Genomic DNA, 26,661 nt, shown 5'->3' with positions numbered 1-26,661 from the left:
ATCGGACCTGGCGCCATGCGGCGCCTCCTCGACCTCGTCGTTGCGAGCGTCGCCCTTCTCGTGCTCGCGGTGCCGATGTTGCTCGTCGCGCTCGCAGTCCGGCTGACCAGCCGCGGTCCCGCCCTGTACCGCCAGTCCCGAATCGGCCAAGGCGGCGAGCTGTTCTCGATTTACAAGTTCCGGACCATGGTCGCCGGCGCCGCGGGCTCGACGCTGACTGTCCCCGGAGACCGCAGGGTGACACCGTTGGGCCGATTTCTGCGCGCGACATGCGTCGATGAGCTGCCGCAGCTGATCAACGTCCTCTTCGGGGAGATGACGCTCGTCGGACCCCGTCCGCAGACGCCCGCGCTCGCTGACCGGTACCCGGCGACCCTCGGTACGGTGTTCCGGTACCGCCCCGGGCTGACGGGCCCGGGCGTGCTGCTCCTGAACGACGAGGACGTGCTCTGGGGGGAGCGGGACGATGTCGACGAGTACTACCTCCGCGAGGTCGCGCCGGCAAGGGTGGCGGTCGACCTCGACTACCTGGAGGATCCTGCGCTCGGACGAACGATCGCCATCCTCCTCGAGACTGCCCGTCGCGTCCCCGCCCGCGTCTTCCTCCGCCGGCCGCCGCTCGTGCCGCCCTCGTGTCAGGTCGATGCGGATTGGGAGACGATGGATTCGTCCGCGTCGTCGCCGCGGGTCGGCGTGACCGACGGGTTCACGGACGACTTCCCCCTCGCCGCCGCGGGCGGTGACTGACTTGACCGACGTTCCCTGTGTCCGGGAGGGCCTGCCCAACTTCGTCGTCGTGGGCGCGATGAAGGCGGGGACGACGAGCCTCTATCACTACCTGCGCCCCCATCCGCAGGTGTTCATGCCGAAGATCAAGGAGCTCGACTTCTTCACGGAGGGGATGAATTGGGAGCGGGGGCTCGACTGGTATCGCCACCAGTTCGCGGCCGCCCCCCGCGAAGCGACTGCACTGGGCGAGGCCTCCACCGTCTACACGAAGTTCCCGCGCTATCAGGGCGTCGCGGAGCGGATGGCGAAAGTGGTCCCCCATGCGCGCCTGATCTACGTGGTGCGGCATCCCATCGATCGGATCCGGTCGCACTACGAGCACCGCGTGGCGTCCGGCGCGGAGACGGCTGCGATGGAGGACGCCGTCTTCGACAATCCGATCTACATCGATTACAGCCGCTACGCGCTCCAGGTCGAGCAGTACCTCGAGCACTTTCCCCGTGAGCAGCTCCTCATCATCAGCTCCGAGGAGCTGCGCCACGACCGAGAATCGACCATGCGACGCGTCTATGGCTTTCTCGCGGTCGATGCCGAGTACGTCGCGCCCACCCTGGGCCAGGAGTTCTACCGGACGGGGCAACGGCGAACGTACCCTCCCGTCGTCTGGTCGATCCGCCGAGCGCTCAAGCGCCGCTTTCCTCAGACCAAACGCGCCAAGGAGCTGGTGGACTCGCTCGCGTCGAGGCGCAAGCGTGTGCCCGTTCGCTCAGCCGCGATGATCGACGAGGGTGCGCTGTCGTCGCCGTCCACCGGTGGCAGCCACGATCTGTCCGACGAGGCCAGGTCGAGGCTCGACGACGCGCTCCGCGACGACGTCGCTCGTCTGCGCAACTACATGAGCGACACGTTCGACGGATGGGGCATCGCCTGACGCGTTCGCCCGGCCAGCGGCGGAGACAGGGCCGGCGGCTCGATCAGCCTCGTGCGTCGCGGACGGCACGTGACTCGGGCTCGTCAGCCGGCAGCGGGAGCACGCGCAGGTTCCGCGAGGACTGGCCGAGACCGGTCTGGCGCATGCGGGAGTCCATCAGCCCGTCCTGGTAGGCGATCGCGATCGCCTGCGCCCGGCTGCGGGCGCCCAGCTTCCCGAGGATGTGCTCGATGTGCGTCCCGACCGTCTTGGGGCTGATCAGGAGAGCGTCGGAGATGTCCCGCTGCTCGAGGCCGTCCGCGAGCAGGCAGAGGATCTCGCGTTCCCGGGGCGTCAGCGTCGCCATGATCGGTGACTCGCTGGGAAGGGATCGCTCGATCAGCTTCCTGGTGCGAATGAGGAGCTCGTCCAGGTCGAACGGCTTGGCGAGATAGTCGTCGGCCCCGATCAGGAGCCCGGCCACCCGGTCCAGCGGGTCGGTCCGTCGAGCCGACATCAGGATGACGGGAACCCGCTTCGCGGTGCTCTGCTTGATCTCGTGGCACACCTCGTAACCCGAGATGTCGTCGAGGCACACCTCGAGGAGGGCCAGCAGCGGCGACTCCTGAGCGACCGCTCGCAGCGCCTCGACGCCCGTTTCCGCCTCCCGCGTCCGTATGCCGACGCGGGCAAAGATCGTGCAGATCGCCCGACGCAGCCCCGCGTCCGAGTCGACGACCAACACCGTCCCCGCCGTCTTCGTCTGCTTCATGTCCCCCCCGGGCGCGGTCTTCCACCACAGAGAAGCTGTCAGCGGGAATGCGGAAACCGGCGCTTGCGCTGCCGGCTGCCCTACGTCGTCGATGCGCCTGGGCCGCTTGCGCGACCAATCACATCCTTGACGGACTCCCCCCCGACGCCACCCCTTCCGCTGCGGCGATGCCCAGGCGAAATGTAGATCGATCGACTCCACTGTGTCAATGCTTCAGCACTCAGTGAATACGGGCCGCGTCGCCGTCCGGGCCTCAGCCCGTTGGGGTCCAGGAGGGCCGTGCACGAGGTGAAGGAGGCGCATCAGGAATTGCTTGCGCTGGCTTCGGTGGGCCGATGCCATCGAACACACGTTCGCCTCCCCGTGAGCAGTCGGTTGGGCGTGGAGTCCGTCAATGCGTCTGCAGGAGATGGAAGCGGCGTTGCGTGACTTCGTGGCCGGCCTCGACCCCGAGGCGCTGTAGGTCGACGCGGCTGTCGCATTCGTCGACGCGTTCGTGTCCATGGAGAAGCTGGTGGCTGCGGGCAAGGCGCTGGCCGCCCGAAGGGTGGCCGAGTCCGACCACTGGCGAGGTGCGGGTGAGCGATCCGCCGCGCACTGGCTGGCCCGGCGCAGCGGCACCTCCACCGGCAGCGCGATGGCGACGCTCGAGACCGCGGCCCGCCTGCCCGAGCTGCCCGCGGTGGACCGCGCGGTGCGCGCCGGTGAGCTGTCCGCGGCGCAGGCGAACGAGATCGCGTCGGCTGCCGGCGCCGACCCAGGCGCTCAGGCGGAGCTGGTGCGGGTCGCGCGTCGCGATGGGTTCACGGGCCTGCGCGACAAGTGCCGGCAGGTGCGGGCGGCCGCGCCCGACGAGATGGCGCGTCACCGCGCCATTCATGCCTCGCGGTCGCTCCGACATTGGAGCGACCCCGATGGTGCCGGGCGCCTCGAGGGGCGCTTCACCCCCGACGTGCTGGCCGAGCTGTTGGTGGCGCTCGAGCCCTTCGAGGCCGAGGCGTTCCGTGAGGCCCGCGCCGAGGGCCGGCGTGAGACGTTCGACGCTTATCGCGCCGACGCCCTGCTGGCGCTGGCGCGAGCCAGGCGCGACGGCACCGGCCGTTCGTCCGTGCGAGGCAAGGCAGAAGCGGGTGAGCGCTGTGAGGTGGCGGGCGGGGGTCCGGTCCCGGTGCACATCGTGCGCTCGATGATGGACGACGCCTTCGTCACCGCGGTGGTGAGCGACGGGGTCGACGTCTCCACCGTCGCCCACTTGGGGCGAAGGCCCACCGCGCACCAGCGCAGCGCGCTCGAGGTGCGCGACCCCGAGTGCGTGGTGCCGAGCTGTCACGTGCGGGTGGGGCTCGAGATCGACCACGTCGAGCCGTGGAGCGCGACGCGCGTCACCAAGCTCGACGCGCTGGCCCGGCTGTGTCGGTTCCACCACGCGTTGAAGACGCACGAGGGCTACCGATTGGAGGGCGGGCCCGGGCACTGGCGCTGGCTGAAGCCCGACGGCACCGACGTTGACCCGCGACCACCGCCACCGACGCGATCAGCTGACGACGACACGGGCACGATCGCGGAACGACAGGCGCGGATCTGCGACGCCGCCATCGCAGCCTCGAAAGGCTCGGGTGGTGATGCGGGCGACGTTGAATCGTTCGAGCGCGACCCGTCTGGTCCACTCAGGGACCGTGACTCACGACGAAGCTCGCAGTCTCTCGGTCATCCCCGGGTGATTCGCCGCGCCGATTTCTGCACCGGTAGCTCATGGCTTCGACGAGAGTGGTCGATGCAACCCTTCCGGAACTTCGCGGAAGCGCCCGACGGACGCTCGTCAGAGAGGCCACACGGACTGCCATGTCGAAGATCGCATCGCGCCTGCCGGCGATCCCCTTTCACACATCACCTGCGCGGTGGGCCGACGCGCTCGCGAACCGGCGGCGCTTCGCGCTCGTTGCCCTCGGCGTTCTCGCGGCGCTGATCGGCGTCCAGCTCGCGCTCTCGCCGTGGACGCGCTCGGCGACGACGCGCACCCTCATTCCCCAGGCCGACGCGTTCGTGACCGCGGAAGCGCCGCTGGCGAACTTCGGCGCGCGGCCGCGACTGCGCACCGACGGCTATCCGTTCGAGACCCGCAGTTACATACGCTTCGACGTCTCGACGCTCGCGGGGACCGTCCGGTCGGCCAAGCTTCGTCTCTTCGCCAACCGCACGAATGACACCGGCATTGCCGTGCGCGCAGTCGACGACAACCGCTGGACCGAGAGCGGCATCTCCTACAGCAACGCCCCCGCGATGACACGCTTCGTCCGCCATTCGGCACCGACCACTGACAACCAGTGGGTCGAGATCGATGTGACGGAGGCGCTGCGCAATCAGCCCCGCCGGATCGGTGAGTTGACGCTCGGGCTCACCCGTTCCCCGTACACGCTCCTCGGCCAACACGACTTCAAGCACGCGCATCACGCGCAGGCCAACTTCGCCAGTCGGGAGAACGCCACGGACGCGCCTCAGCTGGTAGTCGTGACCGATGACGGGCCGGCGGTCGTCACCACGACGCCCCCGTCGAGCACGCCCACGACGGCGCCGAACCTGACGTCGACCACCACACCGGCGGTGACCGTCCCACTTTCCGTTCCGCCGCCTCCCGCGCCGGGCCCCGGCTCGAGCTGTAGCGGACCCGTGCTGCACGTGACCGGTCGGACCACTCAGGCCTATGAGCAGGGATCGCCCCCCGCGGGTGTCACCTTCGACCTGTCGGGCTGGTACTCCGATTCCGTGGGCCAGGGCACCAACCACGCCTTCATGGCGGGTGACCAAACCGCTCCGACGGGTGTCTGCGTCCTCGGTGGCGTCGTCAACGGCCACATCCCCCTGAGCTCCGACTGGACGGCGACCCACAGCTACGGCGGTTTCGGCTACCGGACGACGTCGAGCGGTCTCGCGATGATCGACGGGGCACGGGTGCACAACGTCGAGGACGGTTGGAAGCCACGGGAGGGCGCAGCCACGCGGGACGTCAGCGCCAACTACCCGAATGTCGGCACCATGTCGATGCGCGACGTGTACATGACCGGGATTCGTGATGACGCCATCGAAGACGACGAGTTCATGCCGGGTGACATCCAGGACAGCCTGTTCGACGGCGTCTGGTGCTTCTTGTCCGAGCAGAACCAGACGGGCGGGAGCCCCGTGACGATCGGGGCCGGCGAGGACCGGAACATCCGCATCACCCGTGACTACGTCCGGCTCTCCGTCACCAACGGAGGCGAGACCGGCGCGGGGCATTGGTTCAAGTGGCAGGGGCGGGGCAGCGAGAACCACACACTGGTGATCACCGACTCCGTCTTCGCAGTCGACAGCCAGCCCCGGCTCGGTTGGAGCAGCCTCAGCATCCCGGCGGGCACGGTCTGGCGGGGAAGCAACTTCATCCTCTGGCTCGGCGCGCCCGGTGGCTACGGCGGTCCGAGGCCGCCGGGAGTCGGCTTCCTCGAGGGTCAGGCGGCCAAGGACAAGTGGAACCAGGTGCGCAACGGCTGGCTGAGCGCCCACGGGTACGCACCCCGGCCGGCCGATGACTTCGATTCCATGGACGACCCCGTCGTCGCACCCGCGGTGCGGTGAGGACGGGGCACCTCGGATCCGTCGAGGTCAGGTCGCGCGACCGGCGCCGCCCCCGTGGCGAGGCCGCCGACGGCCGACCGGCCGCGCCCGAAGCACGCGGTCGGGTTGGGCTGGCTGCGGCTCCATGGCCACGCTCGCCAGGTCGAGGGTGGCGCCCGTGCGGGACAGCTCTTCACCGGCGAGATCGCCACTGGCCGGCGCCGGCAGCCCGAGCAGCCGGCTGTAGGTGTCGTCCAGCACCGCGCACATGTGTTCGGGCTTGAACACCTCGACCGCCGCGGCGCGGCCCTGCCGGCCCATGCGCTTGGCTTCGACCGGGTGATCCAGCAGCCACAGCACGCACCGCGCCACGGCTTCGGGATCGCCCGGCTCCGCGAGGAGACCGGTTTCCCCCGGGCGCACCAGATCGGGCACACCGTTCACCGCGGACGCCACCACCGGGCGGGCCGAGGCGAGCGCCTCGGTGAGGGCGCGTCCCAGACCCTCGTAGAGCGACGGCATCACGAACACGTCGCATGCGCAGGTGATCCGCGGCGCGTCGTCGCGAAAGCCGGTCAGGATCAGGTCGATGCCGGCCCGCTCTGCCGCGGCCCGGACCTCACCCGTCATGGGCCCGTCGCCGACCATGATGAATCGCGCGTCCGGCCGACGCTCCGCGACGAGCGCCGCCATGCGCACGAAGTCGAGCGGAGCCTTCTGGTACATGATGCGGCCGACGGTGCCGATCAACGGGGCGGTGGGCGGGATCGCGAACTCCCGACGCAATGATCCGTCCGGCTCGAATGGGAGGTCGGAGAGCTCCACTGCAGACGGTGCAACGGACACCCGCCCCGGACGGGCCAGACGATATTCGACCGCCTGCCGTGCCACTCGCGGCGCCACCGCAAGGAACTCATCGGTGAAGGGTCGCATCAGGCGCTCGAGAAGCATGTATGTCCGCCGAACTCGGGCGTCCATGAAGTCATGGAAGCTGAAGGCGTGGAAGGTGTGGACGACGACCGGTGTACCGCACAGACGGGCCGCCACCCGACCGAGAAAACCGGCCTTCGTCGTGTGCGTATGAACGATGCTGAAGCGCTCTCGACGGATCAATCGGATGAGCTGAAAGAGAACGGAAAGGTCCTTCAGCGGCGCGATCTCACGGACAAAGCCGACCAGCCGCCGGGTCTTGACGCCCGCAGCCTCGGCACGATCCCAGAACTCGCCGCCGGGCGAAGACGCGATGAAGACCTCGTAGCGATCGACGTCCATGCCCATCGCCGATAGCAGGGTGTTTCCACCGGCACCGGTCGTGAAGTTCGTGATGACGTGGAGGACCTTGATTCGGTCCGGGACCGGCTGCGGGGGAAGCGCGATGGACGAGACGACGCGGGGCATTCGAGGAAGCCACGCCGCCGTCACAGGGTGCCTTCCTGCTTGCGACACACCGGAAATGTTGCGTGACGTTCAACACCTCGCGGCACGCGTTCTTTGAGCTCCAACAAGCGCACCCTCTGTGGTGACCAGACCCGTAAAGGTCGAAAAGGCATGGTCGGTTCGACGGCGACCGTACAGGTGCATTCGTTACACGAACAGCGGAGTAGACCCGAGACGTCATAGGGGATTTACCCGAGAGCCGGGGGCTCGCCTTCGCGGCGGCGGTGCGGGTCGGATGGTGCTGCCGGTGGAGAGAAGCCCACCTACAGCGGTTGGCTGCCCCCGGGAAACGGACCGCCCAACCCGTCGCCGTCGACCGGGCTCTGGCGAATCCGTCTCGTGGAGCTCGCGATGGCGTCGGCCCGCGCGCGCGCTCCGCTCCGGTGCGGCTTCGGTGCGGTCGCGTCGTCGAGGACGTCGGCGTCGAGCGAATACCGTTTCACCGCCTCGATGCCCTTCATGGCCGACGCCCTGGAGCTGTAGGGCTCGCTCGTCGCGATGATCTTCCCGTTCGTCCCGACCAGGTTGAACCGGAACTTCCCCGTGCTGGCCTTGCGGACCACGAACTTCGCCTTGGCCATCGTGGCGTCTCCTCTCGCCGTGGCTCTCTCGACCCTTCACCGTAGGCCCCTGGAGGCCGGCCGTTCCCGCCGGGGCGAGGTCAGTCGACGAGGGCCTGGTAGACGAGCTGCTTCAGCTGCGATCGGATCGGATGGGTGCTCGACGGGAGGAGCTGGGTGAAGAACAGCATGGTGAGCTCCTCGGCGGGGTCGACCAGCGACGCGGTGCTGGCGGCGCCGCCCCATCCGAACTCACCGACCGTCGAGAGCACCCGGTTGGCGACGTTGTCCTCGACGACCGAGAACCCGAGCCCGAAGCCGACACCCTCGAACGTCGTCTCCGCGAACAGCGGGCGCCCGAACGCCTCGAGGTCGACGCCGCCCGGCAGGTGGTTGCGGGTCATGTAGCGCACGGTGCGTGTGCCGAGCAGGCGGGCGCCGTCGAGCTCACCGCCGCGGAGCAGCATCTGGGTGAAGCGGTGGTAGTCGGCCGCGGTCGAGACCAGGCCGCCACCCCCCGACAGCAGCGCGGGCCGCGTCTTCGCCGTGTCTCCCATGGCGTCCATGCGCACCGGATCGGCGCGGCCCGGGAAGGCCACGTAGAGCGCCGCCAGCCGGTCGTGGTCGGCCTCGGGCGCCCAGAACGCGGTGTCGGTCATGCCGAGCGGCCGGAAGATGCGCTCCGCGAAGAACCGGTCGAGCGTCTGACCGGACGCGATCTCGACCACCCGGCCGAGCACGTCGGTCGACACCCCGTAGTTCCACTCGGTCCCGGGCTGGAACAGGAGGGGCAGCGCGGCCCATGCGTCACAGCACGCCGTCAGTTCGGCGCCGGGCGGGCTGCCCCACTCGAAGCCTGCGGCCCGGTACATCGCATCGACGGGGTGCGCGTGATGGAAGCCGTACGTGAGCCCCGACGTGTGGGTGAGCAGGTGCCAGATGCGCACCGGCTCGCGCGCCGGCTCCGTCACCGGGTTGAGCGCAGACCCGGCGCGGTACACGCGAACGTCCTCGAACGCGGGCACGAATCGACTGACGGGGTCTTTCAGCTCGAAGCGCCCTTCCTCGTAGAGCATCATCGCCGCGACCGACGCGATCGGCTTCGTCATCGAGTAGATGCGAAAGAGCGTGTCGACCTCGACGGGCAGCGCGGCTTCGACGTCGCGCTGACCGTACGTGCTCAGGTGCACGATCCGGCCTCGGCGGGACACGAGTATCAGCCACCCCGGCAGGCGCCCGTCGTCGACGTAGCGTGCGAAGTGGCTGTCGAGTCGTGCGAGCCTTCTCCCGTCGAACCCGGCGTCGTCTGGCTCGATCTCGACCTGAAGCTCTCCCACCGCAGATCTCCTCCGACGAGGTGCGTGCGGAGGCTAGCGGTGATCCCTTGACGCCGCCGGGGCCCACGCGGGACCATCGCCGTCCACCTCTGGAGGTCCGATGCGACGCCTGCTCGTCCTCGTCACTGTCTCGCTCGCGCTCGCCACCACTGGCTGCTATCTGATCACGCCGCCCGGTCCCGCTCCGCTGCGCTACCGCGACGCGGTCTTCAGCACCGTCAACACCACGAGCAACGTGACGTACGGCAGCGCCGTCGACCAGACGGGTCAGACCGTCACGCTCAAGCTCGACGTGTACAGCCCGGCCGGCGACCCCGTGACGAGCCGTCCCGCGATCGTCTGGGTGCACGGTGGCTCCTTCAGCGGTGGCGACAAGACCTCGCCGGAGCTCGTCGACGAGGCGAACACGTTCGCCAAGAAGGGCTATGTCAACGTGTCCATCAACTACCGGCTCGTCGCGGGCGGATGTTCGGCCAGCAGCCCCACCGGCGCTTGCGTGCAGGCCATCATCGACGCGATGCACGACGCGCAGGCGGCAGTGCGCTTCTTGCGCGCGAATGCCGCGACCTACGGCGTGGACGGCAGCCGGATCGCGATCGGTGGCACCTCGGCCGGCGCGATCACCGCGCTGAACGTCGGCTTCAACCCCGACGATGTCGGCAACAGCGGGAACCCGGGCGAATCCTCGGCGGTCAGAGGCGCCGTCTCGCTGTCGGGGGCAAAGATCCTCGGGAGTGCAGGCGCGGGTGACTCTTCGAGCCTGCTGTTCCACGGCACCGCCGATCCGCTCGTGCCGTACCAGTGGGCCGTCAACACGGTCAACGAGGCGCGCGGCGCCGGGCTCACCTCCTACCTCACGACCTGGGAGGGCGCGGGACACGTGCCCTACACGCAGCACCGCACCGAGATCCTCGACCAGACCAGGAACTTCCTGTACTTCGAGCTCGACCTCGCCAACGCGCCTCAGACCCTGCCCCCGCCGGCCGCGCAGCTCGCGGCCTGAAGCGACCCGCTAGGACTCCGCGTCGATCCTGGCTGCTGCTTCGCGGTACTCCGCGGTGAGTGGGCGGCTGAGCTCGAACCGGTTGCCGTCCGGGTCGCAGAACCAGAAGAACTCGTTGTTCGCGCTGCGCCGGAGCTCCCCGACCTCGACGCCGCGGGATTCGAGGGCCCGGCGCGGCGCCTCGAGGTCGCCGTTCACCACCGCGGCGACGTAGGTGTTGTGGTCGGCATCCGCTCGGGGCCGTCGCGATCCCGGCGGGAGCTGCCACAGGGAGATGACGCTTCCCGCGATCGCGAAGGCGGCGATGGGATGGTCGCGACCGTCCGATCCGACGTGCAACGGGTCGAGATCGAGCTTGTCGCGGTACCACTCGACCGAAGCGGCGACGTCGTGCACGCGAATGACGGTCGCCATCATCTCGGCTTGCTCGAACACCCTGGCTCTCATGAGGGTCTCCCGTTCACCTCGAGTACGCCACATCTTGCCCTCCGAGCGCTCGGACGTCATCACCGGTCAGGCCGTGAGCACGACCTGACGCAGGACCCACCGGACCGAGCCGGCACCGGGGTGTGACCGGAGTGTCGCGAGGCCCTCCGCGATCCGATCGAGCTCATCCGGACCGGCCAGCCCGCGCTCTCGCGCGTCCTCCCTCCAGGTCTCCAGGTTCATCGCGTACATCCGAGCGGCAACGGCCGTGTCGACGTGCACGTCGACACACCGCCCACCCCGCGGGGCCAGCAACGGGCCCGCGTACATCGAGCCACCCTCGGCCGCGACGAGGCGCGCGACGAGCGATTCATACTCGCGGAGCACCCCGTCCGGCGCCTCGATCGCCTCAACCTCTTCGAGCACGAGCACACCACCGGCGCGGAGCTGGGTCATCCAGCTCTCGACCCGCGCCAGAGGGTCGCGCAGATGCGCGAGCAGCAGCCTCGCGTAGAGCGCGTCGACCGGCGCTTCGGGGAGGGGCATTGCCGTGACGTCGTGGACGCCGAACGCCACGCCGGGCTCATTCGTGAGCTCGCGGGCGAGATCCAGGAAGCGCGCCGAGCTGTCGAGGCCGAGCACTCGGTGCGGGCGGCTCACCTGGGCGATGAGTCGAGTGGTGTAGCCCGGGCCGCAGCCGAGGTCGAGGGCGATGCGCATGCCGGCGGGCATCGACGACGCGATCAGCCGGCGCGAGGTGGCCTCGAACACCTCTGCGACGGTCGCCAGGCGGCACGCGGCAAGCTCGCTGTCACCGAAGGTGTACCGACCGGTCTCGACCACGATCAGGCCGCGGACGAGCGTGCGTCGCGCCCGAAGTCGGGGGAAGGCAACCGGTGCAAGTCCTCATGTTCCATGGTGGGTGCGCCCGCGTCCAGCAGGCGCCGGCGACGCCGGCCTCAGGGCGCGGCGGCCAGTCTCACTGCATGTGCGTTGGCGCCGTCCGCGTAGGCCGAGTCCATCGCGTTCGGCCGCTCCACCTTCAACAACGCGATCGTCCCGCCGTCGTCGTGGCGGACCACGCACGCGAGGCCCTCGGGCGTTCCCATCGGCCCGACGTCGCGCGACCATCCGGCTTCCTCGAGCGTCTCCAACGAGCTGTCGAGGTCGTCGACCGCGTAGATCGGAAGGATGGATCCCGGCGGACGGTGGTCGGCGAGGAGCACGACGGGAGCCGAGCCGACGTCGATGGCGGCGACGTCGGCTCCGAAGTGGCGGAACCGCCAGCGGGCCTTCGCGCCCGGCACCCTCAGCCAGGCGGCGACGGCCCGCCCGACGTCGGGTGATCCGACATAGAGGTATCGGAGCTCCACGGGCGCGAGGGTCGCGTCAGCCCGGATCGAGCTCGTGGCCCGCGGGCCGAAGCCCGCGGTAGGCGTCGACCGCGCGCATCTCGCCCGTCACCACGCGGTTGATGACATGACAGATCGGCATCTCGACGTCGTGCCGCTCGGCCAGCTGCATGACCGTCACCGCGGTCTTCACACCCTCCGCGACCATGTTCATCTCGGCGAGGATCTCGCCGAGCGGTCGACCGAGGCCCAGCTGCTCACCGACGTAGCGGTTTCGGCTCTGGGGGCTGACGCACGTCGCGATGAGGTCGCCCATGCCCGCGAGACCGGCGAACGTGGGTGCCTCGCCTCCCATGGCCACACCGAGACGCGTCAGCTCGGCGACGCCGCGCGAGATCACCGCGGCGCGCGTGTTGTCGCCGACGCTCACGCCCTGGGCGATGCCCGCCGCGATCGCGATCACGTTCTTGAGCGCGCCGGCCACCTCGCAGCCGATCACGTCGTGGTTCATGTAGATGCGGAACACCCCGCGGCGCAACACCGCCTGGAGGGCCGCCGCCACCGACAGGTCCTCGGTGGCGATGACGCTGGCGGCGGCCTGGCCGGCCATGATCTCCTTCGCCAGGTTGGGCCCGGTCAGCGCGGCCGCCGGGTGACCCGGGAGCAGGTCCTTGATGACCTCGGTCATACGCAGCAGGGTTCCCGCCTCGAAGCCCTTGGTCAGGCTCACGATCGGGATCCACGGACGGACGTGAGGAACGGCCTGCTCGAGCACCTCCCGGAAGCCGTGCGACGGCACGCCCGCGATCAGCACGTCCGCGTCGCGGACGACTTCCTCCAGGTCCGACGACGCATGTAGCTGCTTCGGCAGCTCGAACCCCGGCAGGTACGCGGCGTTCGTGTGCTCGTCCCGGATCTCGGCGGCCACGTCGGGCCCGCGGGCCCAGAGGGTTGTCTCGTTCCTCGCAGCCGCGAGCGACGCGACCGTCGTTCCCCATGAACCGGCTCCCAGCACCGCCACGCGCATCGCAGTCCTCCTCCGTCTGTCGACCAGTCTGGCCGTGACCACGGCGCCACGTCAGCCCAACGTCTTGCCCGGGCCGACGTGCGTAGCGGTGTGATCGCCGCGAATGCGAGAGTAAGGCCGTGACCTCCATGTTCCCGTCGACCGAGGCGATGCTCGGTCGATCTCCCTTTCCGCCGATCGCCGACTACGGGTTCCTGTCCGACTGCGAGACCACCGCGCTGGTGGCGCCCAGCGGCAACGTCGAGTGGCTGTGCCTCCCGCGCATGGACTCGCCGAGCGTGTTCGGGGCGATCCTCGACCGTCACGCCGGTGGCTTCAGGCTCGGTCCGGCGGACGAGACGGTGCCCGCCGCCCGGCGCTACCTCCCCGGCACGATGGTGCTCGAGACGAGCTGGGGGACCGCGACGGGGTGGATCATCGTGCGCGACCTGCTGGTCATCGGCCCGTGGCACCACGAGGACGAGCTCTCGGGCACACACCGGCGCGCGCCGACCGACTACGACGCCGACCACCTGCTGCTGCGCACGGTTCGCTGCGTCAACGGCGAGGTCCAGGTGATGCTCGACTGCGAGCCCATGTTCGACTACGGCCGTCGGCCGGCAACGTGGTCGCACACCGACCGGGGCTATCACGAGGCCGTGGCGCGTTGTGCCGACGTCGATCTGGAGCTGCGACTCACGACCGACCTGCGCGTCGGCTTCGAGGGTGGACGGGCGACGGCCCGGACGTTGCTCAAGGAGGGCGACCACCGGTTCTGCGCGCTCACATGGAGTCAGCACGAACCGCCCTACGACTACGCGGCGGCGTACGAGCGGTTGGTGTGGACCGCGCACCACTGGCAGCACTGGCTGGCCCGCGGCGATTTCCCTGATCATCCATGGCGCAACCATCTCCTACGCAGCGCGCTGACGCTCAAGGGTCTGACGTTCACCCCCACCGGCGCGCTGATCGCGGCGGCGACGACCTCGCTGCCGGAGGCACCTGGCGGCGAGCGCAACTGGGACTACCGCTACAGCTGGATACGCGACTCCGCCTTCGCGCTGTGGAGCCTTCACACCCTCGGCTTCGACTGGGAGGCGGAGGACTTCTTCTGCTTCATCTCCGACGTCGCCGAACGCGACGAGGCGCTTCAGGTGATGTACGGCGTGGACGGTGAGACGAACCTCGACGAGCAGGTCCTCGATCACCTGCACGGCTACGACGGCGCCCGGCCCGTGCGCGTCGGCAATGCGGCCTACAAGCAGTACCAGCACGATGTCTGGGGGGCGGTGCTCGACTCCTTCTACATCCACATCCGTTCCCAGGACCGCCTCGACGATCGCCTGTGGCCGATCCTGCAGCGCCAGGTCGAGTCCGCCCTGACGTACTGGCGGGAGCCCGATCAGGGCATCTGGGAGGTGCGGGGCGAGCCCAAGCACTTCACGTCGTCGAAGCTGATGTGCTGGGTCGCGGCAGACCGGGGCGCGCGCCTGGCTCGGCTCCGCGAGGACGCCACGCGGGCCGGGTCGTGGCAGGCCGCGGCGGACGAGATACACGCGGACATCTGCGCGCACGGTGTCGACGGGCGCGGTGTCTTCGTCCAGCACTACGACACCGACGCGCTCGACGCATCGCTGTTGCTCATGCCCCTGGTGCGCTTCCTTCCACCGGAGGACCCACGCGTGCGGGCGACCGTGCTCGCCATCGCCGACGAGCTCACGGTCGACGGACTGGTCCTGCGGTACCGGGTGAAGGAGACCGACGACGGCCTGTCGGGCGAGGAAGGCAGCTTCACGATCTGCTCGTTCTGGCTCGTCTCGGCGCTGGCCGAGATCGGCGAGCGGCTGCGCGCGCGCCACCTGTGCGAGAAGCTGCTGTCGTTCGCGAGCCCGCTCGACCTCTACGCGGAGGAGCTCGATCCTCGCAGCGGGCGCCACCTGGGCAACTTCCCGCAGGCCTTCACCCACCTCGCCCTCATCAACGCGGTGATGCACGTCATCCGCGACGAGGAGGGTCAGCTGGTCAGCCCGTTCGGGCACTGACCGCCGTCGGGCTCAGGCCGCCTCGGCGTCCCGCAGCGCGATGTGCTCGAGGAAGATGCGCAGGTTGGAGTCGGGCGCGAGGTCGGCCAGCTCGTCGAGGATGCGGTACAGGCTCCTCACCGCCGCCGTGAGCTGCACCGTCGCGCCGACGAGCTCGGCCCGCGAGGCGCCGTGCGCGAGGTCGTTGACGAGCGTCGCCTCGTCGTGCACCCAGGCGCCGAGCAGCGCGGTCATGAGGGAGTGGTCTTCGGCACCTTGCGCACTCATCGTGGGGTCAGGCTACAAAATGTGGTCGACGGCGCCAATGGGCCGAAGGACTCAAAATGGACGGTCAGCGGCAGGTGCCGGCGCCCGCGTCGCTGAACGTGCCACCGGGCACCGGGAGGAAGCGCCAGTCGTAGCCCGCGGGGTGCAGCGTGAGCCGGAGCAGCCCGTCGGTCGAGTTGTCGCGCACCTCGGAGAGCGATGCCGTCTGCGCGAAGCCGTAGTGGGAGTCGCGCCCGCCCGTCCCGACGATGAACGCCCGGATCCCGTCGCGGGGTGCGAAGCGCTCGTAGTTGTGGACGTGGCCGTTGAGCACCACGTCGGCACCTCCCTCGACCAGCGCGTTCCAGATGGCCGTCATGGGCTCGCCGTCGTGACGGTGGGTGTTGCCCGACGTCCAGATCGGCTTGTGCCAGTACGCGAGCGTGCACCGGCTGTGATTGACGGCGAGGTCGGCTTTTACCCATCCGAGCTGCGCGTCGATGTTCGCCTCGCTGTTCAGGCTCAACAGGTGCCATGTGCCGATGTCATAGCTGTAGTAGCCCTTGCCCGGCGGGCCGGCGCGCGAGCCGAAGTAGGCGTAGTAGCCGGCTCCGTTCGCGTCGTGATAGTCGTGGTTGCCCGGGCTCGGGTAGGTCTTGTCCTTCACGCGGCCCCAGGTGGGGTCGTACGAGCGCGTGTACTCCGACAGCCGGCCATCCTCGTACTGGTTGTCGCCGAGCGTGAGCACCGCCGTGTAGTTGCCTTCGACGAGCATGTCGCCGACCGTCTTCGTCGACGTGCACGAGCTCGGGCACGCGATGTCGCCGGCCGCCGCGATCACGGGATCGGGGCCCGCAACGGCCGTCGAGTCGGGGGCGCTCCGGCCGGGGCTCGGCGGCGCGGTCGTGGCGGGCCTCGGGCGAGGCGAGCCGCCGTCCGCGCCCGTCTTGCTGTCGCTCCCGCACGCGACGAGCACGAACGAGACCGCCAGCACCGCGACGACGACTCTTGGGACAGTCCGCGCTACGCGCGACCCGGGCTCACGCATCGAGCTCGTCGAGCTCCTCGAGCTCCTCCCGCGACAGCGTCCACGCCCCGGCGGCCACGTTGGCACGTACCTGGTCGGCCTGCGTGGCCCCGGCGATGACCGACGCCACCGCGGGTTGGCCCGCGAGCCAGGCGAACGCGAGGTCGAGGACGGTGTGGTCGCGCGCTACGGCGAAGGCGGCGAGTCGCGCGAGCCGCTCGAAGTTGCGATTCGACAGGATCCTCGCGGCGCGGTCTTCGGGCATCGTGGAAAGGCGCGTGCCCGCGGGCGGCGGCTCGCCCCGGTCGTACTTGCCGGTCAGCAGACCGCTCGCCAGTGGGAAGTAGGGCAGCATCCCGAGGCCGTTGCGCACGCATGCCGGAACGACGTCGTCGAGCGGCTCGCGGTGCAGCACGTTGAAGTGGTTCTGCGCGCTGACGAAGCGTGCCCAGCCTTTCGTCGCAGACGCCGCCTCGGCCGCGTCGATCTGCTCTCCCGAGAAGTTCGAGTTGCCGATCTCGCGCACCTTGCCGACACGTACGAGCGCGTCGAGCGCCTCGAGGGTCTCCTCGATCGGCACCGCGGGATCGGGCATGTGCTGCTGGTAGAGGTCGATGCGGTCGGTGCCGAGACGCCGCAGGCTGCCATCGACCGCCTCGCGCACCCAGCGCGCGCTCGCTCCCGCATGCTGGGGGTCGTCGTCGATGGGAGCTGCGAACTTGGTGGCCACCACCACCTCGTCGCGGTTGCGTCCGAGCGCCCGGCCGAGCAGCTCCTCCGAGCGCGTGCCGCCGTAGATGTCGGCGGTGTCGAAGAAGTTGATCCCCGCGTCGAGGGCGGCGTGCACGACCTTGGGGGACCGCTCCTCGTCGCAACGCATCCCGAAGTTGTTGCACCCGAGCCCCACCACGGTGACCTCGAGCGACCCGAGCTTGCGCATCTCCACTGGCGTCTCCCTCGTCGTCGGGCTGGCGGTGCGATTCGGGACCGGTCAGGGCCGCCAGGTGACGCGGACCCACGCACGGCGCTCGCACGCAGGGCACCTCATCAGCCGCGAGAAGTGGCGGCCCGGCAACCAGAGCCACATCGGGAGATGACGGCGCACGAACTCGATGTACGACACCTGCGACCGGGCACGGCACGCCGAGCACTCGAGCGTGATCGCGCCGGGCTGGCGGTCGGGTGCCGAGAAGAGCGCGCGCTTGCCGGGAACCGGCCCCTTCGACTCGAAGGGCTTCGGATCGGCGCGCTCGCCGGGCACCCAGAACAGCGCATGTTTGCCGAGCGGATCGCGCGAGCTCGGCATCAGGTCGCGTCGTCGGCGTTCGTGAGATCGCCGTGCAGCGTGCGCGCGATGGCGCGGTAGGCCTCCGCGCCGGCCGAGCCCGACGCATGCCGGAGGATCGAGTGGCCCTGCGCGGGAGCCTCCGCGAACCGAACCGACTTGGGCACCGGTGGCTCGAGCACGTTCAACGCGTAGCGGCTGCGGACGTCGTCGAGGATGGCGCGGCTGTGGCGGGTGCGGCCGTCGTACATGGTCGCGATGATCCCCCGGACGCTCAGCGCAGGGTTCGCGAACAGACGCACGTCGTCGATCGTCTCGAGGAGCTGCGCGACGCCGCGATGGCTCAATGCCTCACACTGGAGCGGCACGAGCACCTGCTCCGCGACCGTGAGCCCGTTGATGGTGAGGACACCGAGCGACGGCGGGCAGTCGATGATCACGGTGTCGTACATCGGCCCGAGTGGCGCGATCGCCCGCGCGAGCGCGTGCTCTCGCCCGGTTCGCGTGAGCAGGTGCACCTCCGACCCGGCCAGGTCGATCGTGGCCGGCAGCAGGTCGACCCCCTCGACGTGCTGGATCACCTTCGCGGCCGGCGTTCCCCGCACGAACACGTCGTGCACCGACGCGTCGAGTGAGTCGGGGTCGAGTCCCATCGAGAACGTCAGGCAGGCCTGCGGGTCGAGGTCGACGACCAGCACGCTCTCACCCAGTTCGGCCAAGGCGACGGCGAGTGCGTGCACGGTCGTGGTCTTGGCCACGCCGCCCTTCTGGTTCGCCACGGCCAGGACACGCCCCATCGCGGCGCAGTGTAGGCCCGCTCCGCCCTCCGTCCAGGGGTAGCGTGCGGCGACCACGGAGGGAGCGCGATGCGGCGAAGCGGGGCGACGGTGCGGGCGCGGGCCGCGGCCGGGCTGGCGGTGCTCGCGCTGGTGGCCGCCGCGGGCCCCGCGACCGCCACCGCGGAGCGCCGAGGGGCGGTCGCCGCGAGCTGGGGGGTGCACCCGGGGGTCGAGCAGGTCACGGTCACCGGGGCGAGCCCGGGCCAGCCCTTGACCCTCTACCACGACGGGCACAGGCGCCTCACCTACCGCGCCGATGCGTACGGCCAGGTGAACTTCGCCTACCTGCCTGCCAGGCACGCGGTGCTCCAAGCCGGTCCCGACGCGGCGATCCCCGAGGTCAGGGGAGGCGGGGTGGTCGAGCCCGGCCGCTACGTGATCCGCGACGACAGCGCCCGTCCGCCGCTCACCACCGCGTCGTTCCGGGTGCTGGGGCGCGACGACGTCCCCGACCAGTCGCTGTACGCGCGCCAGCACCTCGACGGCGCCCGGCTCGACGTCCTCGGCAACGTCCTGCCGGGCTCGTCCCTCGAGAACGGCTTCCGGTATCTCGAGATGCGTGACGGGGTGACGCTCTCCGCGATGATTCGCTTCCCCGACCCCGCGTTCTACGGCAGCGGGCCCTACCCGACCGTGATCGAATACTCCGGCTACTCGCCGTCGAACCCCGCGTCGGAAGAGCCGGGGGTCCGGCTCGCGCGCGCCTTCGGTTACGCCACTGTCGCGGTGAACATGCGGGGCAGCGCCTGCGCGGGCGGCGTCTTCGACATCTTCAACCCCGCGCAGCAGGCCGACGGCTACGACATCGTCGAGACCGTCGCCCGCCAGCCGTGGGTGCTGCACAACCACGTGGGCATGGTGGGGCTCTCCTACTCGGGGATCTCGCAGCTCTACGTGGCGTCGACGCGCCCACCTCACCTCGCGGCCGTGTTGCCCCAGTCGGTGATCGCCGACCCCTATCTCGAGCAGTGGCCCGGCGGTATCTACAACAGCGGGTTCGCCAAGCAGTGGCTGGCCGAGCGCGACCGCGCTGCGGCACCGGGAGGTTCGAGCTGGGTGGCGGATCGCATCGCCGGCGGCGACACGACCTGTGCGTCCAACCAGCGCGCCCACAACCTCAACCCCAACTTCGAGAAGTTCGGGCGCGCCATCGAGTTCTACCCCGAGACCCTGGAGGCGCGCGATCTGCGCCGGCTCGTGCGCGACATCGACGTGCCCGTGTACCTCACCGGTGCGTTCCAGGACGAGCAGACGGGAGCGCAGTTCAACACCATGGTCGACAACTTCGACCGTGCGCCGGTGCTCCGCGTCGCCCTCTGGAACGGTCGACACCCCGACGGGTACGCGCCGTCGAACATCAACCGGTGGTTCGAGTTCCTCGAGTTCTATGTGGCCGAACGCGTGCCCAAGATGAACCCGATCATCCGGGTCGCAGCCGCGCCCGTCCTGGCAGCCGCCTTCAACCTGCGCGACACGGTGATCGAGCGAGATCGCTGGCCCTTCTGGTTCGGCAACGACTACCAGGCGGCGCGGCGCGGCTACGAGGCCGAGCAGCCGGTGCGCGTGATCTTCGAGAGCGGCATCGGGGGCAACGAGCGGGGCGAGCCGATCGGTACCTTCGAGTTGACGTTCCCCACGTGGCCGCCGCCCCACCAGCAGGCCGATCGCCGGACTTGGTTCTTCGGGCCTGCGGAGAGCCTCACCGATGACCGGCCCCCGAGATCGGGCCCCTCCGAGCGGGGCGGTGTCGATGCGTTCCAATTCGATCCCGCCGCGGGCGACAAGACGATCTTCGAGAACAAGCCCTACGGGCTGCTCGACCGCCTCTGGGACTTCGACTGGACCCGTTTCGACGAAGGCAAGCAGCTCTCCTACCTCACCCCTCCGCTGCCCGACGACCTCGTGGTCGCCGGCCCGGGCTACGTCGATCTCCATGTCGCGAGCGACGCCACGGCCGCCGACGTGCAGGTGTCGATCTCCGAGGTGCGACCCGACGGCATCGAGTACCTCGTGCAGAACGGGTGGCTCCGGCTCGGCCACCGCAAGATCGACGAGAGCCGCACGAAGGGCTTGGAGATCGGTCACTCGTTCGAAGAGGACGACTTCGAGCCGTTGGTGCCGGGGAAGTTCGTCCGCGCCAAGATCGAGATCCCCGCGTTCGCCCACGCGTTCCGCGCCGGCTCCCGACTCCGGTTGACGGTTGCCACACCGGGCCGCAACCACGCGACCTGGGAGTTCGAGGCCCCGGACTACCACGGGGCGATACCGACGCACCGGGTGGCGCGCACGCACGACATGGCCTCCGCGCTCGTGCTGTCGGTCGTTCCCAACTACCACGTGGGGCCCCGACGGCTCCCGCCCTGCCCTTCGCTGCGCGGGATGCCCTGCCGTCCGTTCGTGCCGGTCCACAACCTGCCGGGGTAGACGGCAGGTTGCCCTTCTCGTCGCGCGCAACCACCGTCGCGGTGGATGAGCGCACCAAGAAGCCGTGACGGCAGGGAGGTGACATGGCCGTCCGCATCACGGGTACCTACACCGACTGGCGCTGGCCGGACGCGCCCGACGGCTATGCGAGCTTCGAGTGGGAGCTCACGCCGCACACCGACCCGACGCCCGACGGCTACTTCTGGAGCCACCAGTTCTGGCTGGTCGGCGGCGAGGCGGGCTACGTGGGTCTGCAGACCCTCGGCTCGGAGCCGACCGGAAAGATCGCCATCTTCTCCATCTGGGACGCGGTGACCGCAGGCGGGCCCGTCTACATGTCGCGGTTCGACGGCGAAGGTGAGGGCTACAGCGTCCGCATCCCCTTCGAGTGGGAGGTCGGATCGACCTACGAGCTGCGGGTGGTCACCGGCGGGCCCCACCTGTGGGAGGCGTTCGTCGGCGGGCGTCTCATCGGCCGCATCGAGGTGCCGCCGCGGTGGAAGGGCCTCCGCGACGTGTCGATCATGTGGACCGAGCGCTACCCGGGACGAGTCTCCACGTGCGCGGACCTCGCGCACGCGGTCGCGCGCTTCGGCGTGCCAACCGCCGACGGGGGGACGGTCGCCCCTGTCGGACGCCGGCATCACCTCAGCGAGCCACCCGGCTGCCCGGGCTCCTCGGTCGGGGATGTGCCCGACGGCGTCCTCCACGTGATGGGCGGGCCGTGACGGCAGGGAGGTGACATGGCCGTCGCCGTGCTTGACGCACCCGACCTCGTCCTCCTATTCTGCACCTATTCTATAGGAAAGCTTCATAAAGGGAGCGTGACCGAGCCTGACGGAGGGCGTACCGACGATGACTTCCGATCCCATCCGACGACCCTCGTGGCGGCGCCTCACGTCGCTGCTGGCATTGGCGCTGACGCTGGTGCTCCTGGCCGCCGGTTGCGGCGACAGCAAGAACAAGACCGCCGCGAAGTCGACCGGCACGACCGCCGCGGGATCCGCGGCGAAGGCGCTCCCGGCGGCGCAGCTGACGCTCGTGGCGTACTCGACGCCCCAGGAGGCCTACGACAAGCTCACGGAGGCCTTCCGCCAGACGCCCCAGGGCAAGAACATCACGTTCACCAAGTCGTTCGGGGCCTCCGGTGACCAGAGCCGGGCCGTGGAGTCGGGCCTGACCGCCGACGTCGTCGCCTTCGCGCTCGAGCCCGACATCACCCGGTTGGTGAAAGCCAACCTGGTGGCCGCGGACTGGAACAGCGGTCCCGAGAAGGGGATGATCACCGACTCGGTCGTGGCGTTCGTCACCCGCAAGGGCAACCCCAAGCACATCAAGACCTGGTCCGACCTGACCAAGCCCGGAGTCGAGGTCATCACGCCGAACCCGTTCACGTCCGGCGGTGCCCGGTGGAACGTGATGGCAGGTTGGGGCGCGCAGTTGAAGCAGGGCAGGTCCGAGGCCGACGCCAAGGCGTACCTCGAGGCGCTCTTCAGGAACGTGCCCGTGCAGGACGACAGCGCCCGCAAGGCGCTGCAGACCTTCACCTCGGGCAAGGGCGACGTGATGCTCGCCTACGAGAACGAGGCGATCTTCGCCCAGCTCAAGGGCCAGGCCATCGACTACACGATCCCCGACCAGACGATCCTCATCGAGAACCCGATCGCGGTTACGTCGAACTCGAAGTACCCGGAGCAGGCCAAGGCGTTCATCGAGTACCTGCGCACACCGGCGGCCCAGGCGATCTTCGCCGAGAACGGCTACCGGCCCACGACCCAGGGCGTGACCAAGGCGCGGAAGTTCGAGACTCCCAAGACGCTCTTCACCATCGCCGATGTCGGCGGGTGGGCCGACGTGAGCAAGAAGTTCTTCGACCCCACGACCGGCATCGTCGCCGGCATCGAGCGCGGGCTCGGAGTGTCGATTGACAAGAAGTAGCGACGCCGTCCTGCTGGGCCCGCTTCACGCACCGGCGGGCCCCGCGGCACGCCGGCCTCACGCACCGGCGGGCCCCGCCGCACGCCGCCGGAGACTGTCACCGGGCGTGGGCATGGGCGTGGGACTGGCGATGGTGTACCTCAGCCTCATCGTGCTCATCCCGCTGGCCGCCGTGGTCTGGAAGTCGACCGACGGCGGCCTGTCCGGCTTCTGGCGCTCGGTCTCCAACCCCGAGGCGTGGGCCGCGCTCCGGCTCACCGTGGTGGCGTCGCTGCTCGTGGCCGTCATCAACGTCGTGTTCGGCACGCTGATCGCGTGGGTGCTGGTGCGCGACGACTTCCCGGGCAAGCGGGTGGTGAACGGCCTGATCGACCTGCCGTTCGCGCTCCCGACGATCGTGGCGGGTCTCGTGCTCCTCGCGCTCTACGGACCACAGACGCCGATCGGGATCAACCTGGCGTACACCCGCCTCGCTGTGCTGGTCGCGCTGTTGTTCGTGACCCTGCCGTTCGTGGTCCGCACGGTGCAACCGGTGCTCATGGAGCTCGACCGCGACATGGAAGAAGCCGCGGCGTCGCTGGGCGCCGGCAACCTGACGATCTTCCGCCGCGTCGTGCTGCCCAACCTGGTGCCCGCCATCCTGGCGGGAACCGCGCTGTCGTTCGCGCGTGCGATCGCCGAGTTCGGCTCCACCGTGCTCATCTCGGGGAACATCCCGCTCAAAACGCAGGTCTCGGCCGTTCAGATCTTCGGCCAGATCGAGAGCGACAACCGCACCGGTGCCGCGGCGGTGGCCACGGTCCTCCTCGTGGTGGCTCTGGCCGTGATCGTGGCGCTCGACGTGATCAAGCGCTGGAGCGCGCGCCGTGGCTAAGTGGGGACTGCGACTGGCGGCGCTCGCGTACCTGCTGTTCCTGCTCGTGCTGCCCGTCGGGCTGGTCTTCTGGCGCACCTTCCAGCACGGGCTCAGCCCGGTGTGGCACCAGTTGACGGAGCCCGACGCGCTGCATGCCTTTCAGGTCACGCTGAAGGTCGCCATCCTCGCGGTGATCCTCAACACGGTGTTCGGGGTGCTCGTCGCCGTCCTGGTGGTCCGGCACGAGTTCCCGGGGAAGCGTCTCCTCAACGCATTCATCGACCTGCCCCTGGCCGTGTCGCCGGTGGTCGTGGGGCTGGCGTTGATCCTCGTCTACGGCAAGTTCTCCAGCTTCGGCGGCTGGCTCGCCGATCGCGGCATCCAGGTGATCTTCTCGCTTCCCGGCATGGTGATGGCCACCATCTTCGTGTCGCTGCCCCTCGTCGTGCGCGAGGTCGCGCCGGTGCTCGAGGAGATCGGCATCGAGCAGGAACAGGCCGCGTGGACGCTGGGCGCGGGGCCGGTACAGACCTTTCGCAGGGTGACCCTGCCCGCCATCCGCTGGGCGCTCGCCTACGGAGTGGTGCTCACGTTGGCGCGCTCCCTGGGCGAGTTCGGCGCCATCGCCGTGGTGTCGGGCCGCTTCGTCGGCAAGACCCAAACCCTGACGCTCTATGTCGAACAGCAGTTCCAGAACTTCAACGTGGCCGGTGCGTACGCCGCCTCGTTCGTCCTGGCGTTCATCGCCGTCGTGATCCTGGTCGTGATGAACGTGCTCCGGCCCAAGGAAGAGGAGGCCTGATGGCCATCACCGCGCGCAACGTGACGAAGCGCTTCGGCGACTTCGTCGCGCTCGAGGACGTGTCCGTCGATGTTCCGTCGGGGTCGCTGACCGCTCTGCTCGGCCCGAGCGGCGGTGGCAAGTCGACCCTGCTGCGCATCATCGCCGGGCTCGAGCAGCCCGACTCGGGGGTGGTCGAGATCGCCGGCACCGATGCCACCCGGCTCCCTCCGCAGAGCCGCAACGTGGGTTTCGTGTTCCAGCACTACGCCGCGTTCAAGCACATGAGCGTGTACCGCAACGTCGCCTTCGGCCTCGAGATCCGCAAGCGGCCCAAGGACGAGATCAAGCGCAAGGTCGACGAGCTGCTCGAGCTCGTGCACCTCGAGCAGTTCGCGCACCGTCGCCCGGCGCAGCTGTCGGGCGGCCAGCGTCAGCGCATGGCGCTCGCCCGGGCGCTCGCGGTCGAGCCGCAGGTGTTGCTGCTCGACGAGCCGTTCGGCGCACTCGACGCCCAGGTGCGCAAGGAGCTCCGCAAGTGGCTGCGCCGCCTGCACGACGAGGTGCACGTCACGACCGTCTTCGTCACCCACGATCAGGAGGAGGCGATGGAGGTGGCCGACAGCATCGTCGTGATCGCGGGTGGCCGGATCGAGCAGACGGGGTCGCCGAGTGAGCTGTACGAGCAACCCGCGAACGACTTCGTGATGAGCTTCCTCGGGCCGGTGACGCAGCTGGGCGACCGGCTGGTCCGTCCGCACGACCTCGAGCTGCACGAGGAGCCCGACGCGACGACGGTCGAGGCCACGGTCGTGAGGGTGCTGCGACTGGGCTTCGAGGTCCGCGTCGAGGTGGTGGTCGACGGGGTCGATGTGTGGGTGCAGCTCACTCGCGAGCAGGTGGACGGCCTGAACCTGGCGCCGGGCAGCGTCGTCCACGTCGGCCCCGTCCGCCGGACGCCGGAACGGACGGTCGTGCCCGCCGCCAACGCCGGCCCCTGACGGACGGGCGGCACGCGACTTTCGGCGCCGACCACGTGCACGATGTGGTGAACCTCGGTGACGAGCCGGCCCTCAGCATCCACGTCTACGCTCCGCGGCTGGTGTCGATGACCTTCTACGACGACCGACCGGCTTGCTTCCTCGACGTGGTCCGCCACGAGACGCTGGATGGCACGGCCTCCAGCGCCCACCCGTGAGTATTGAGCGCGTGCTCGCGGCGGCGCGGGCACGACTCGAGCGGGTGGGCCCGGCCGAGGCGGCGCGGCTCATGGCCGAGGGCGGCCTGCTCGTCGACACCCGGCCCGAGGCGCAGCGCGTGCGCGACGGCGCGGTGCCGGGGGCGTTGGTGATCGAGCGCAACGTGCTGGAGTGGCGACTCGACCCCGCGAGCGACCATCGCATCCCCGAGGTGACCGGCTACGACCAGGCGATCGTCGTCATGTGCTCCGAGGGCTACAGCTCGAGCCTGGCGGCCGCCGCGCTCCAGGACGTCGGGCTCGTCCGGGCAACCGACCTCGAGGGTGGGTTCCAGGCATGGGCAGCGAGCGGGCTGCCGGTCAGGCGCGGCGCGCGCTGACGATCGGCTCAGCTGGTCGTGCGTTGCTCGTCGAACCAGCCCGCGGCGCTGCGGATCGTGTCGAGAGCGGTGCGCATCTTGCCCGTGAGGGCGCGGTTCTCGGCCGAGGACCTCAGGAAGTCGGCGAACGCGCAGACGGCCTTGGGATCGTGCCAGTTGTGCGAGTGGACGAACTCCGGGAACTCGGCGAACGAGATGCCCGGCCGGAAGTCGTCGACCTCTTGCTGCTCCGACTCCTCCAGGCGCTCGAGCACCCGCATGGCTCCGGCCAGCCCATCCGCTTCGAAGCCGAGCAGCTCGTCGGAGCAGGGGATTGCGCTGGAAGAGGTCGCAGGAGCAGGCGAGCGCCTCCGCGATGGCGTCGACCGCCTTGGTCTGCGAGGACACGTCCACCTCCCTTTCGTCGAGCCCGCCCCCTCAGATGTCGGCACGCCAAGCGCCCGCTTGAAGCGAGTCGTGGGACTTCGCGGCGCGGACGTGCCCAGCCGTCCGTGCCTTCTTGGTGCGCTCAGCCACCGTGACGAT

Annotated in this window: 28 protein-coding genes; 14 read left to right on the top strand and 14 right to left on the bottom strand. The window is 69.6% G+C overall.

The window, feature by feature from the left end:
* The first annotated feature begins 15 nt into the window (after nt 1-15).
* Entirely contained in the window at nt 16-747 is a 732-nt protein-coding gene (locus E6G06_12695; GenBank protein ID TML90396.1) for a sugar transferase, read from the top strand.
* A 1-nt stretch (nt 748) separates the two neighbouring features.
* On the top strand, nt 749-1,660 hold the full coding sequence (locus E6G06_12690) for a sulfotransferase domain-containing protein (GenBank protein ID TML90395.1): 912 nt from the start codon (nt 749-751) through the stop codon (nt 1,658-1,660).
* A 43-nt stretch (nt 1,661-1,703) separates the two neighbouring features.
* Here the strand turns inward: E6G06_12690 and E6G06_12685 are convergent, their stop codons facing one another.
* A complete protein-coding gene (locus E6G06_12685) occupies nt 1,704-2,411 on the bottom strand; it encodes a response regulator transcription factor (GenBank protein TML90394.1) in 708 nt (235 codons plus the stop codon).
* 502 nt (nt 2,412-2,913) lie between these two features.
* Here E6G06_12685 and E6G06_12680 point away from each other — a divergent pair.
* Nucleotides 2,914-4,377, top strand: coding sequence for a DUF222 domain-containing protein (locus E6G06_12680; GenBank protein TML90393.1), 1,464 nt, complete (start codon nt 2,914-2,916; stop codon nt 4,375-4,377).
* A complete protein-coding gene (locus E6G06_12675) occupies nt 4,164-6,020 on the top strand; it encodes a DNRLRE domain-containing protein (protein TML90392.1) in 1,857 nt (618 codons plus the stop codon). Before E6G06_12680 ends, E6G06_12675 begins: the two co-directional genes overlap by 214 nt.
* Before the next feature lie 27 nt (nt 6,021-6,047).
* Here E6G06_12675 and E6G06_12670 read toward each other — a convergent pair whose 3' ends face one another.
* The 3 genes from E6G06_12670 to E6G06_12660 form a co-directional block, all read right to left on the bottom strand.
* Nucleotides 6,048-7,397 (bottom strand): glycosyltransferase family 4 protein, encoded by a 1,350-nt coding sequence (locus E6G06_12670; GenBank protein TML90391.1) that lies wholly within the window; start codon nt 7,395-7,397, stop codon nt 6,048-6,050.
* Between the two features lie 302 nt (nt 7,398-7,699).
* Nucleotides 7,700-8,017, bottom strand: a complete 318-nt coding sequence (locus E6G06_12665; GenBank protein ID TML90390.1) for a DUF1508 domain-containing protein — start codon at nt 8,015-8,017, stop codon at nt 7,700-7,702.
* Between the two features lie 80 nt (nt 8,018-8,097).
* Nucleotides 8,098-9,333 carry a beta-lactamase family protein gene (locus E6G06_12660; protein ID TML90389.1) on the bottom strand — a complete coding sequence of 412 codons (1,236 nt, stop codon included), beginning with the start codon at nt 9,331-9,333 and terminating at the stop codon, nt 8,098-8,100.
* A gap of 100 nt (nt 9,334-9,433) precedes the next feature.
* Here E6G06_12660 and E6G06_12655 point away from each other — a divergent pair, with 100 nt between their 5' ends.
* On the top strand, nt 9,434-10,336 hold the full coding sequence (locus tag E6G06_12655; GenBank protein TML90388.1) for a hypothetical protein: 903 nt from the start codon (nt 9,434-9,436) through the stop codon (nt 10,334-10,336).
* Nucleotides 10,337-10,345: 9 nt separating this feature from the next.
* Here the strand turns inward: E6G06_12655 and E6G06_12650 are convergent, their stop codons facing one another.
* From E6G06_12650 to E6G06_12635, 4 genes are all read right to left on the bottom strand, one after another.
* Nucleotides 10,346-10,843 (bottom strand): VOC family protein, encoded by a 498-nt coding sequence (locus tag E6G06_12650; GenBank protein ID TML90387.1) that lies wholly within the window; start codon nt 10,841-10,843, stop codon nt 10,346-10,348.
* A gap of 6 nt (nt 10,844-10,849) precedes the next feature.
* Nucleotides 10,850-11,605 carry a class I SAM-dependent methyltransferase gene (locus E6G06_12645; GenBank protein ID TML90386.1) on the bottom strand — a complete coding sequence of 252 codons (756 nt, stop codon included), beginning with the start codon at nt 11,603-11,605 and terminating at the stop codon, nt 10,850-10,852.
* A gap of 116 nt (nt 11,606-11,721) precedes the next feature.
* Nucleotides 11,722-12,135 carry a hypothetical protein gene (locus E6G06_12640; GenBank protein TML90385.1) on the bottom strand — a complete coding sequence of 138 codons (414 nt, stop codon included), beginning with the start codon at nt 12,133-12,135 and terminating at the stop codon, nt 11,722-11,724.
* 16 nt (nt 12,136-12,151) lie between these two features.
* On the bottom strand, nt 12,152-13,141 hold the full coding sequence (locus tag E6G06_12635; GenBank protein ID TML90384.1) for an NAD(P)H-dependent glycerol-3-phosphate dehydrogenase: 990 nt from the start codon (nt 13,139-13,141) through the stop codon (nt 12,152-12,154).
* Nucleotides 13,142-13,290: 149 nt separating this feature from the next.
* Between E6G06_12635 and E6G06_12630 the strand changes: the two genes are divergently transcribed.
* Complete coding sequence (locus E6G06_12630; protein ID TML90418.1) at nt 13,291-15,162, top strand: glycoside hydrolase family 15 protein; 1,872 nt, start codon at nt 13,291-13,293, stop codon at nt 15,160-15,162.
* 12 nt (nt 15,163-15,174) lie between these two features.
* On the opposite strand, the gene E6G06_12625 is transcribed toward E6G06_12630, so the two are convergent.
* The 5 genes from E6G06_12625 to E6G06_12605 form a co-directional block, all read right to left on the bottom strand.
* Nucleotides 15,175-15,429, bottom strand: a complete 255-nt coding sequence (locus E6G06_12625) for a hypothetical protein (GenBank protein ID TML90383.1) — start codon at nt 15,427-15,429, stop codon at nt 15,175-15,177.
* Between the two features lie 64 nt (nt 15,430-15,493).
* Nucleotides 15,494-16,456 carry an alkaline phosphatase gene (locus E6G06_12620; GenBank protein ID TML90382.1) on the bottom strand — a complete coding sequence of 321 codons (963 nt, stop codon included), beginning with the start codon at nt 16,454-16,456 and terminating at the stop codon, nt 15,494-15,496.
* Nucleotides 16,449-17,381: an aldo/keto reductase gene (locus E6G06_12615; protein TML90381.1), complete on the bottom strand. Its 933-nt coding sequence runs from the start codon at nt 17,379-17,381 to the stop codon at nt 16,449-16,451. The genes E6G06_12620 and E6G06_12615 overlap by 8 nt, the downstream gene beginning before the upstream one ends.
* Before the next feature lie 45 nt (nt 17,382-17,426).
* Nucleotides 17,427-17,741, bottom strand: coding sequence for a hypothetical protein (locus E6G06_12610; GenBank protein ID TML90380.1), 315 nt, complete (start codon nt 17,739-17,741; stop codon nt 17,427-17,429).
* A complete protein-coding gene (locus tag E6G06_12605; GenBank protein ID TML90379.1) occupies nt 17,741-18,517 on the bottom strand; it encodes a ParA family protein in 777 nt (258 codons plus the stop codon). The genes E6G06_12610 and E6G06_12605 overlap by 1 nt, the downstream gene beginning before the upstream one ends.
* A gap of 69 nt (nt 18,518-18,586) precedes the next feature.
* On the opposite strand from E6G06_12605, the gene E6G06_12600 reads away from it, so the two are divergent.
* The 8 genes from E6G06_12600 to E6G06_12565 all read left to right on the top strand — a co-directional run bounded on the left by E6G06_12600 (nt 18,587) and on the right by E6G06_12565 (nt 26,136).
* The gene (locus E6G06_12600; GenBank protein ID TML90378.1) at nt 18,587-20,983 is read left to right on the top strand and encodes a CocE/NonD family hydrolase; all 2,397 of its coding nucleotides are present in this window, start codon (nt 18,587-18,589) and stop codon (nt 20,981-20,983) included.
* An 83-nt stretch (nt 20,984-21,066) separates the two neighbouring features.
* Nucleotides 21,067-21,711 carry a hypothetical protein gene (locus tag E6G06_12595; protein TML90377.1) on the top strand — a complete coding sequence of 215 codons (645 nt, stop codon included), beginning with the start codon at nt 21,067-21,069 and terminating at the stop codon, nt 21,709-21,711.
* Between the two features lie 127 nt (nt 21,712-21,838).
* Entirely contained in the window at nt 21,839-22,921 is a 1,083-nt protein-coding gene (locus tag E6G06_12590; GenBank protein ID TML90376.1) for a sulfate ABC transporter substrate-binding protein, read from the top strand.
* Nucleotides 22,922-23,033: 112 nt separating this feature from the next.
* Nucleotides 23,034-23,795, top strand: a complete 762-nt coding sequence (cysT, locus tag E6G06_12585; protein TML90417.1) for a sulfate ABC transporter permease subunit CysT — start codon at nt 23,034-23,036, stop codon at nt 23,793-23,795.
* On the top strand, nt 23,788-24,579 hold the full coding sequence (locus tag E6G06_12580) for a sulfate ABC transporter permease (protein ID TML90375.1): 792 nt from the start codon (nt 23,788-23,790) through the stop codon (nt 24,577-24,579). The genes cysT and E6G06_12580 overlap by 8 nt, the downstream gene beginning before the upstream one ends.
* A complete protein-coding gene (locus E6G06_12575) occupies nt 24,579-25,559 on the top strand; it encodes a sulfate ABC transporter ATP-binding protein (GenBank protein TML90374.1) in 981 nt (326 codons plus the stop codon). The genes E6G06_12580 and E6G06_12575 overlap by 1 nt, the downstream gene beginning before the upstream one ends.
* Nucleotides 25,433-25,756 carry a hypothetical protein gene (locus tag E6G06_12570; protein ID TML90373.1) on the top strand — a complete coding sequence of 108 codons (324 nt, stop codon included), beginning with the start codon at nt 25,433-25,435 and terminating at the stop codon, nt 25,754-25,756. Before E6G06_12575 ends, E6G06_12570 begins: the two co-directional genes overlap by 127 nt.
* Nucleotides 25,753-26,136: a sulfurtransferase gene (locus E6G06_12565; protein TML90372.1), complete on the top strand. Its 384-nt coding sequence runs from the start codon at nt 25,753-25,755 to the stop codon at nt 26,134-26,136. The genes E6G06_12570 and E6G06_12565 overlap by 4 nt, the downstream gene beginning before the upstream one ends.
* An 8-nt stretch (nt 26,137-26,144) precedes the next feature.
* On the opposite strand, the gene E6G06_12560 is transcribed toward E6G06_12565, so the two are convergent.
* Nucleotides 26,145-26,396 (bottom strand): hypothetical protein, encoded by a 252-nt coding sequence (locus E6G06_12560; protein TML90371.1) that lies wholly within the window; start codon nt 26,394-26,396, stop codon nt 26,145-26,147.
* Nucleotides 26,397-26,661: the final 265 nt, after the last annotated feature.

The organism is Actinomycetota bacterium (assembly GCA_005888325.1).
Taxonomy (GTDB): domain Bacteria; phylum Actinomycetota; class Acidimicrobiia; order Acidimicrobiales; family AC-14; genus AC-14.
This window is presented reverse-complemented; position numbering and strand designations above follow the sequence as displayed.

Coding starts and splice junctions, on each gene's coding strand:
- E6G06_12695 (TML90396.1), top strand. CDS start 16: ATGCGGCGCCTCCTCGACCTCGTCGTTGCGAGCGTCGCCCTTCTCGTG.
- E6G06_12685 (TML90394.1), bottom strand. CDS start 2,411: ATGAAGCAGACGAAGACGGCGGGGACGGTGTTGGTCGTCGACTCGGAC.
- E6G06_12680 (TML90393.1), top strand. CDS start 2,914: ATGGAGAAGCTGGTGGCTGCGGGCAAGGCGCTGGCCGCCCGAAGGGTG.
- E6G06_12675 (TML90392.1), top strand. CDS start 4,164: ATGGCTTCGACGAGAGTGGTCGATGCAACCCTTCCGGAACTTCGCGGA.
- E6G06_12670 (TML90391.1), bottom strand. CDS start 7,397: ATGCCCCGCGTCGTCTCGTCCATCGCGCTTCCCCCGCAGCCGGTCCCG.
- E6G06_12665 (TML90390.1), bottom strand. CDS start 8,017: ATGGCCAAGGCGAAGTTCGTGGTCCGCAAGGCCAGCACGGGGAAGTTC.
- E6G06_12655 (TML90388.1), top strand. CDS start 9,434: ATGCGACGCCTGCTCGTCCTCGTCACTGTCTCGCTCGCGCTCGCCACC.
- E6G06_12650 (TML90387.1), bottom strand. CDS start 10,843: ATGACGTCCGAGCGCTCGGAGGGCAAGATGTGGCGTACTCGAGGTGAA.
- E6G06_12635 (TML90384.1), bottom strand. CDS start 13,141: ATGCGCGTGGCGGTGCTGGGAGCCGGTTCATGGGGAACGACGGTCGCG.
- E6G06_12630 (TML90418.1), top strand. CDS start 13,291: ATGCTCGGTCGATCTCCCTTTCCGCCGATCGCCGACTACGGGTTCCTG.
- E6G06_12625 (TML90383.1), bottom strand. CDS start 15,429: ATGAGTGCGCAAGGTGCCGAAGACCACTCCCTCATGACCGCGCTGCTC.
- E6G06_12620 (TML90382.1), bottom strand. CDS start 16,456: ATGCGTGAGCCCGGGTCGCGCGTAGCGCGGACTGTCCCAAGAGTCGTC.
- E6G06_12610 (TML90380.1), bottom strand. CDS start 17,741: ATGCCGAGCTCGCGCGATCCGCTCGGCAAACATGCGCTGTTCTGGGTG.
- E6G06_12605 (TML90379.1), bottom strand. CDS start 18,517: ATGGGGCGTGTCCTGGCCGTGGCGAACCAGAAGGGCGGCGTGGCCAAG.
- E6G06_12600 (TML90378.1), top strand. CDS start 18,587: ATGCGGCGAAGCGGGGCGACGGTGCGGGCGCGGGCCGCGGCCGGGCTG.
- E6G06_12595 (TML90377.1), top strand. CDS start 21,067: ATGGCCGTCCGCATCACGGGTACCTACACCGACTGGCGCTGGCCGGAC.
- E6G06_12590 (TML90376.1), top strand. CDS start 21,839: ATGACTTCCGATCCCATCCGACGACCCTCGTGGCGGCGCCTCACGTCG.
- cysT (TML90417.1), top strand. CDS start 23,034: ATGGGCGTGGGACTGGCGATGGTGTACCTCAGCCTCATCGTGCTCATC.
- E6G06_12575 (TML90374.1), top strand. CDS start 24,579: ATGGCCATCACCGCGCGCAACGTGACGAAGCGCTTCGGCGACTTCGTC.
- E6G06_12560 (TML90371.1), bottom strand. CDS start 26,396: ATGCGGGTGCTCGAGCGCCTGGAGGAGTCGGAGCAGCAAGAGGTCGAC.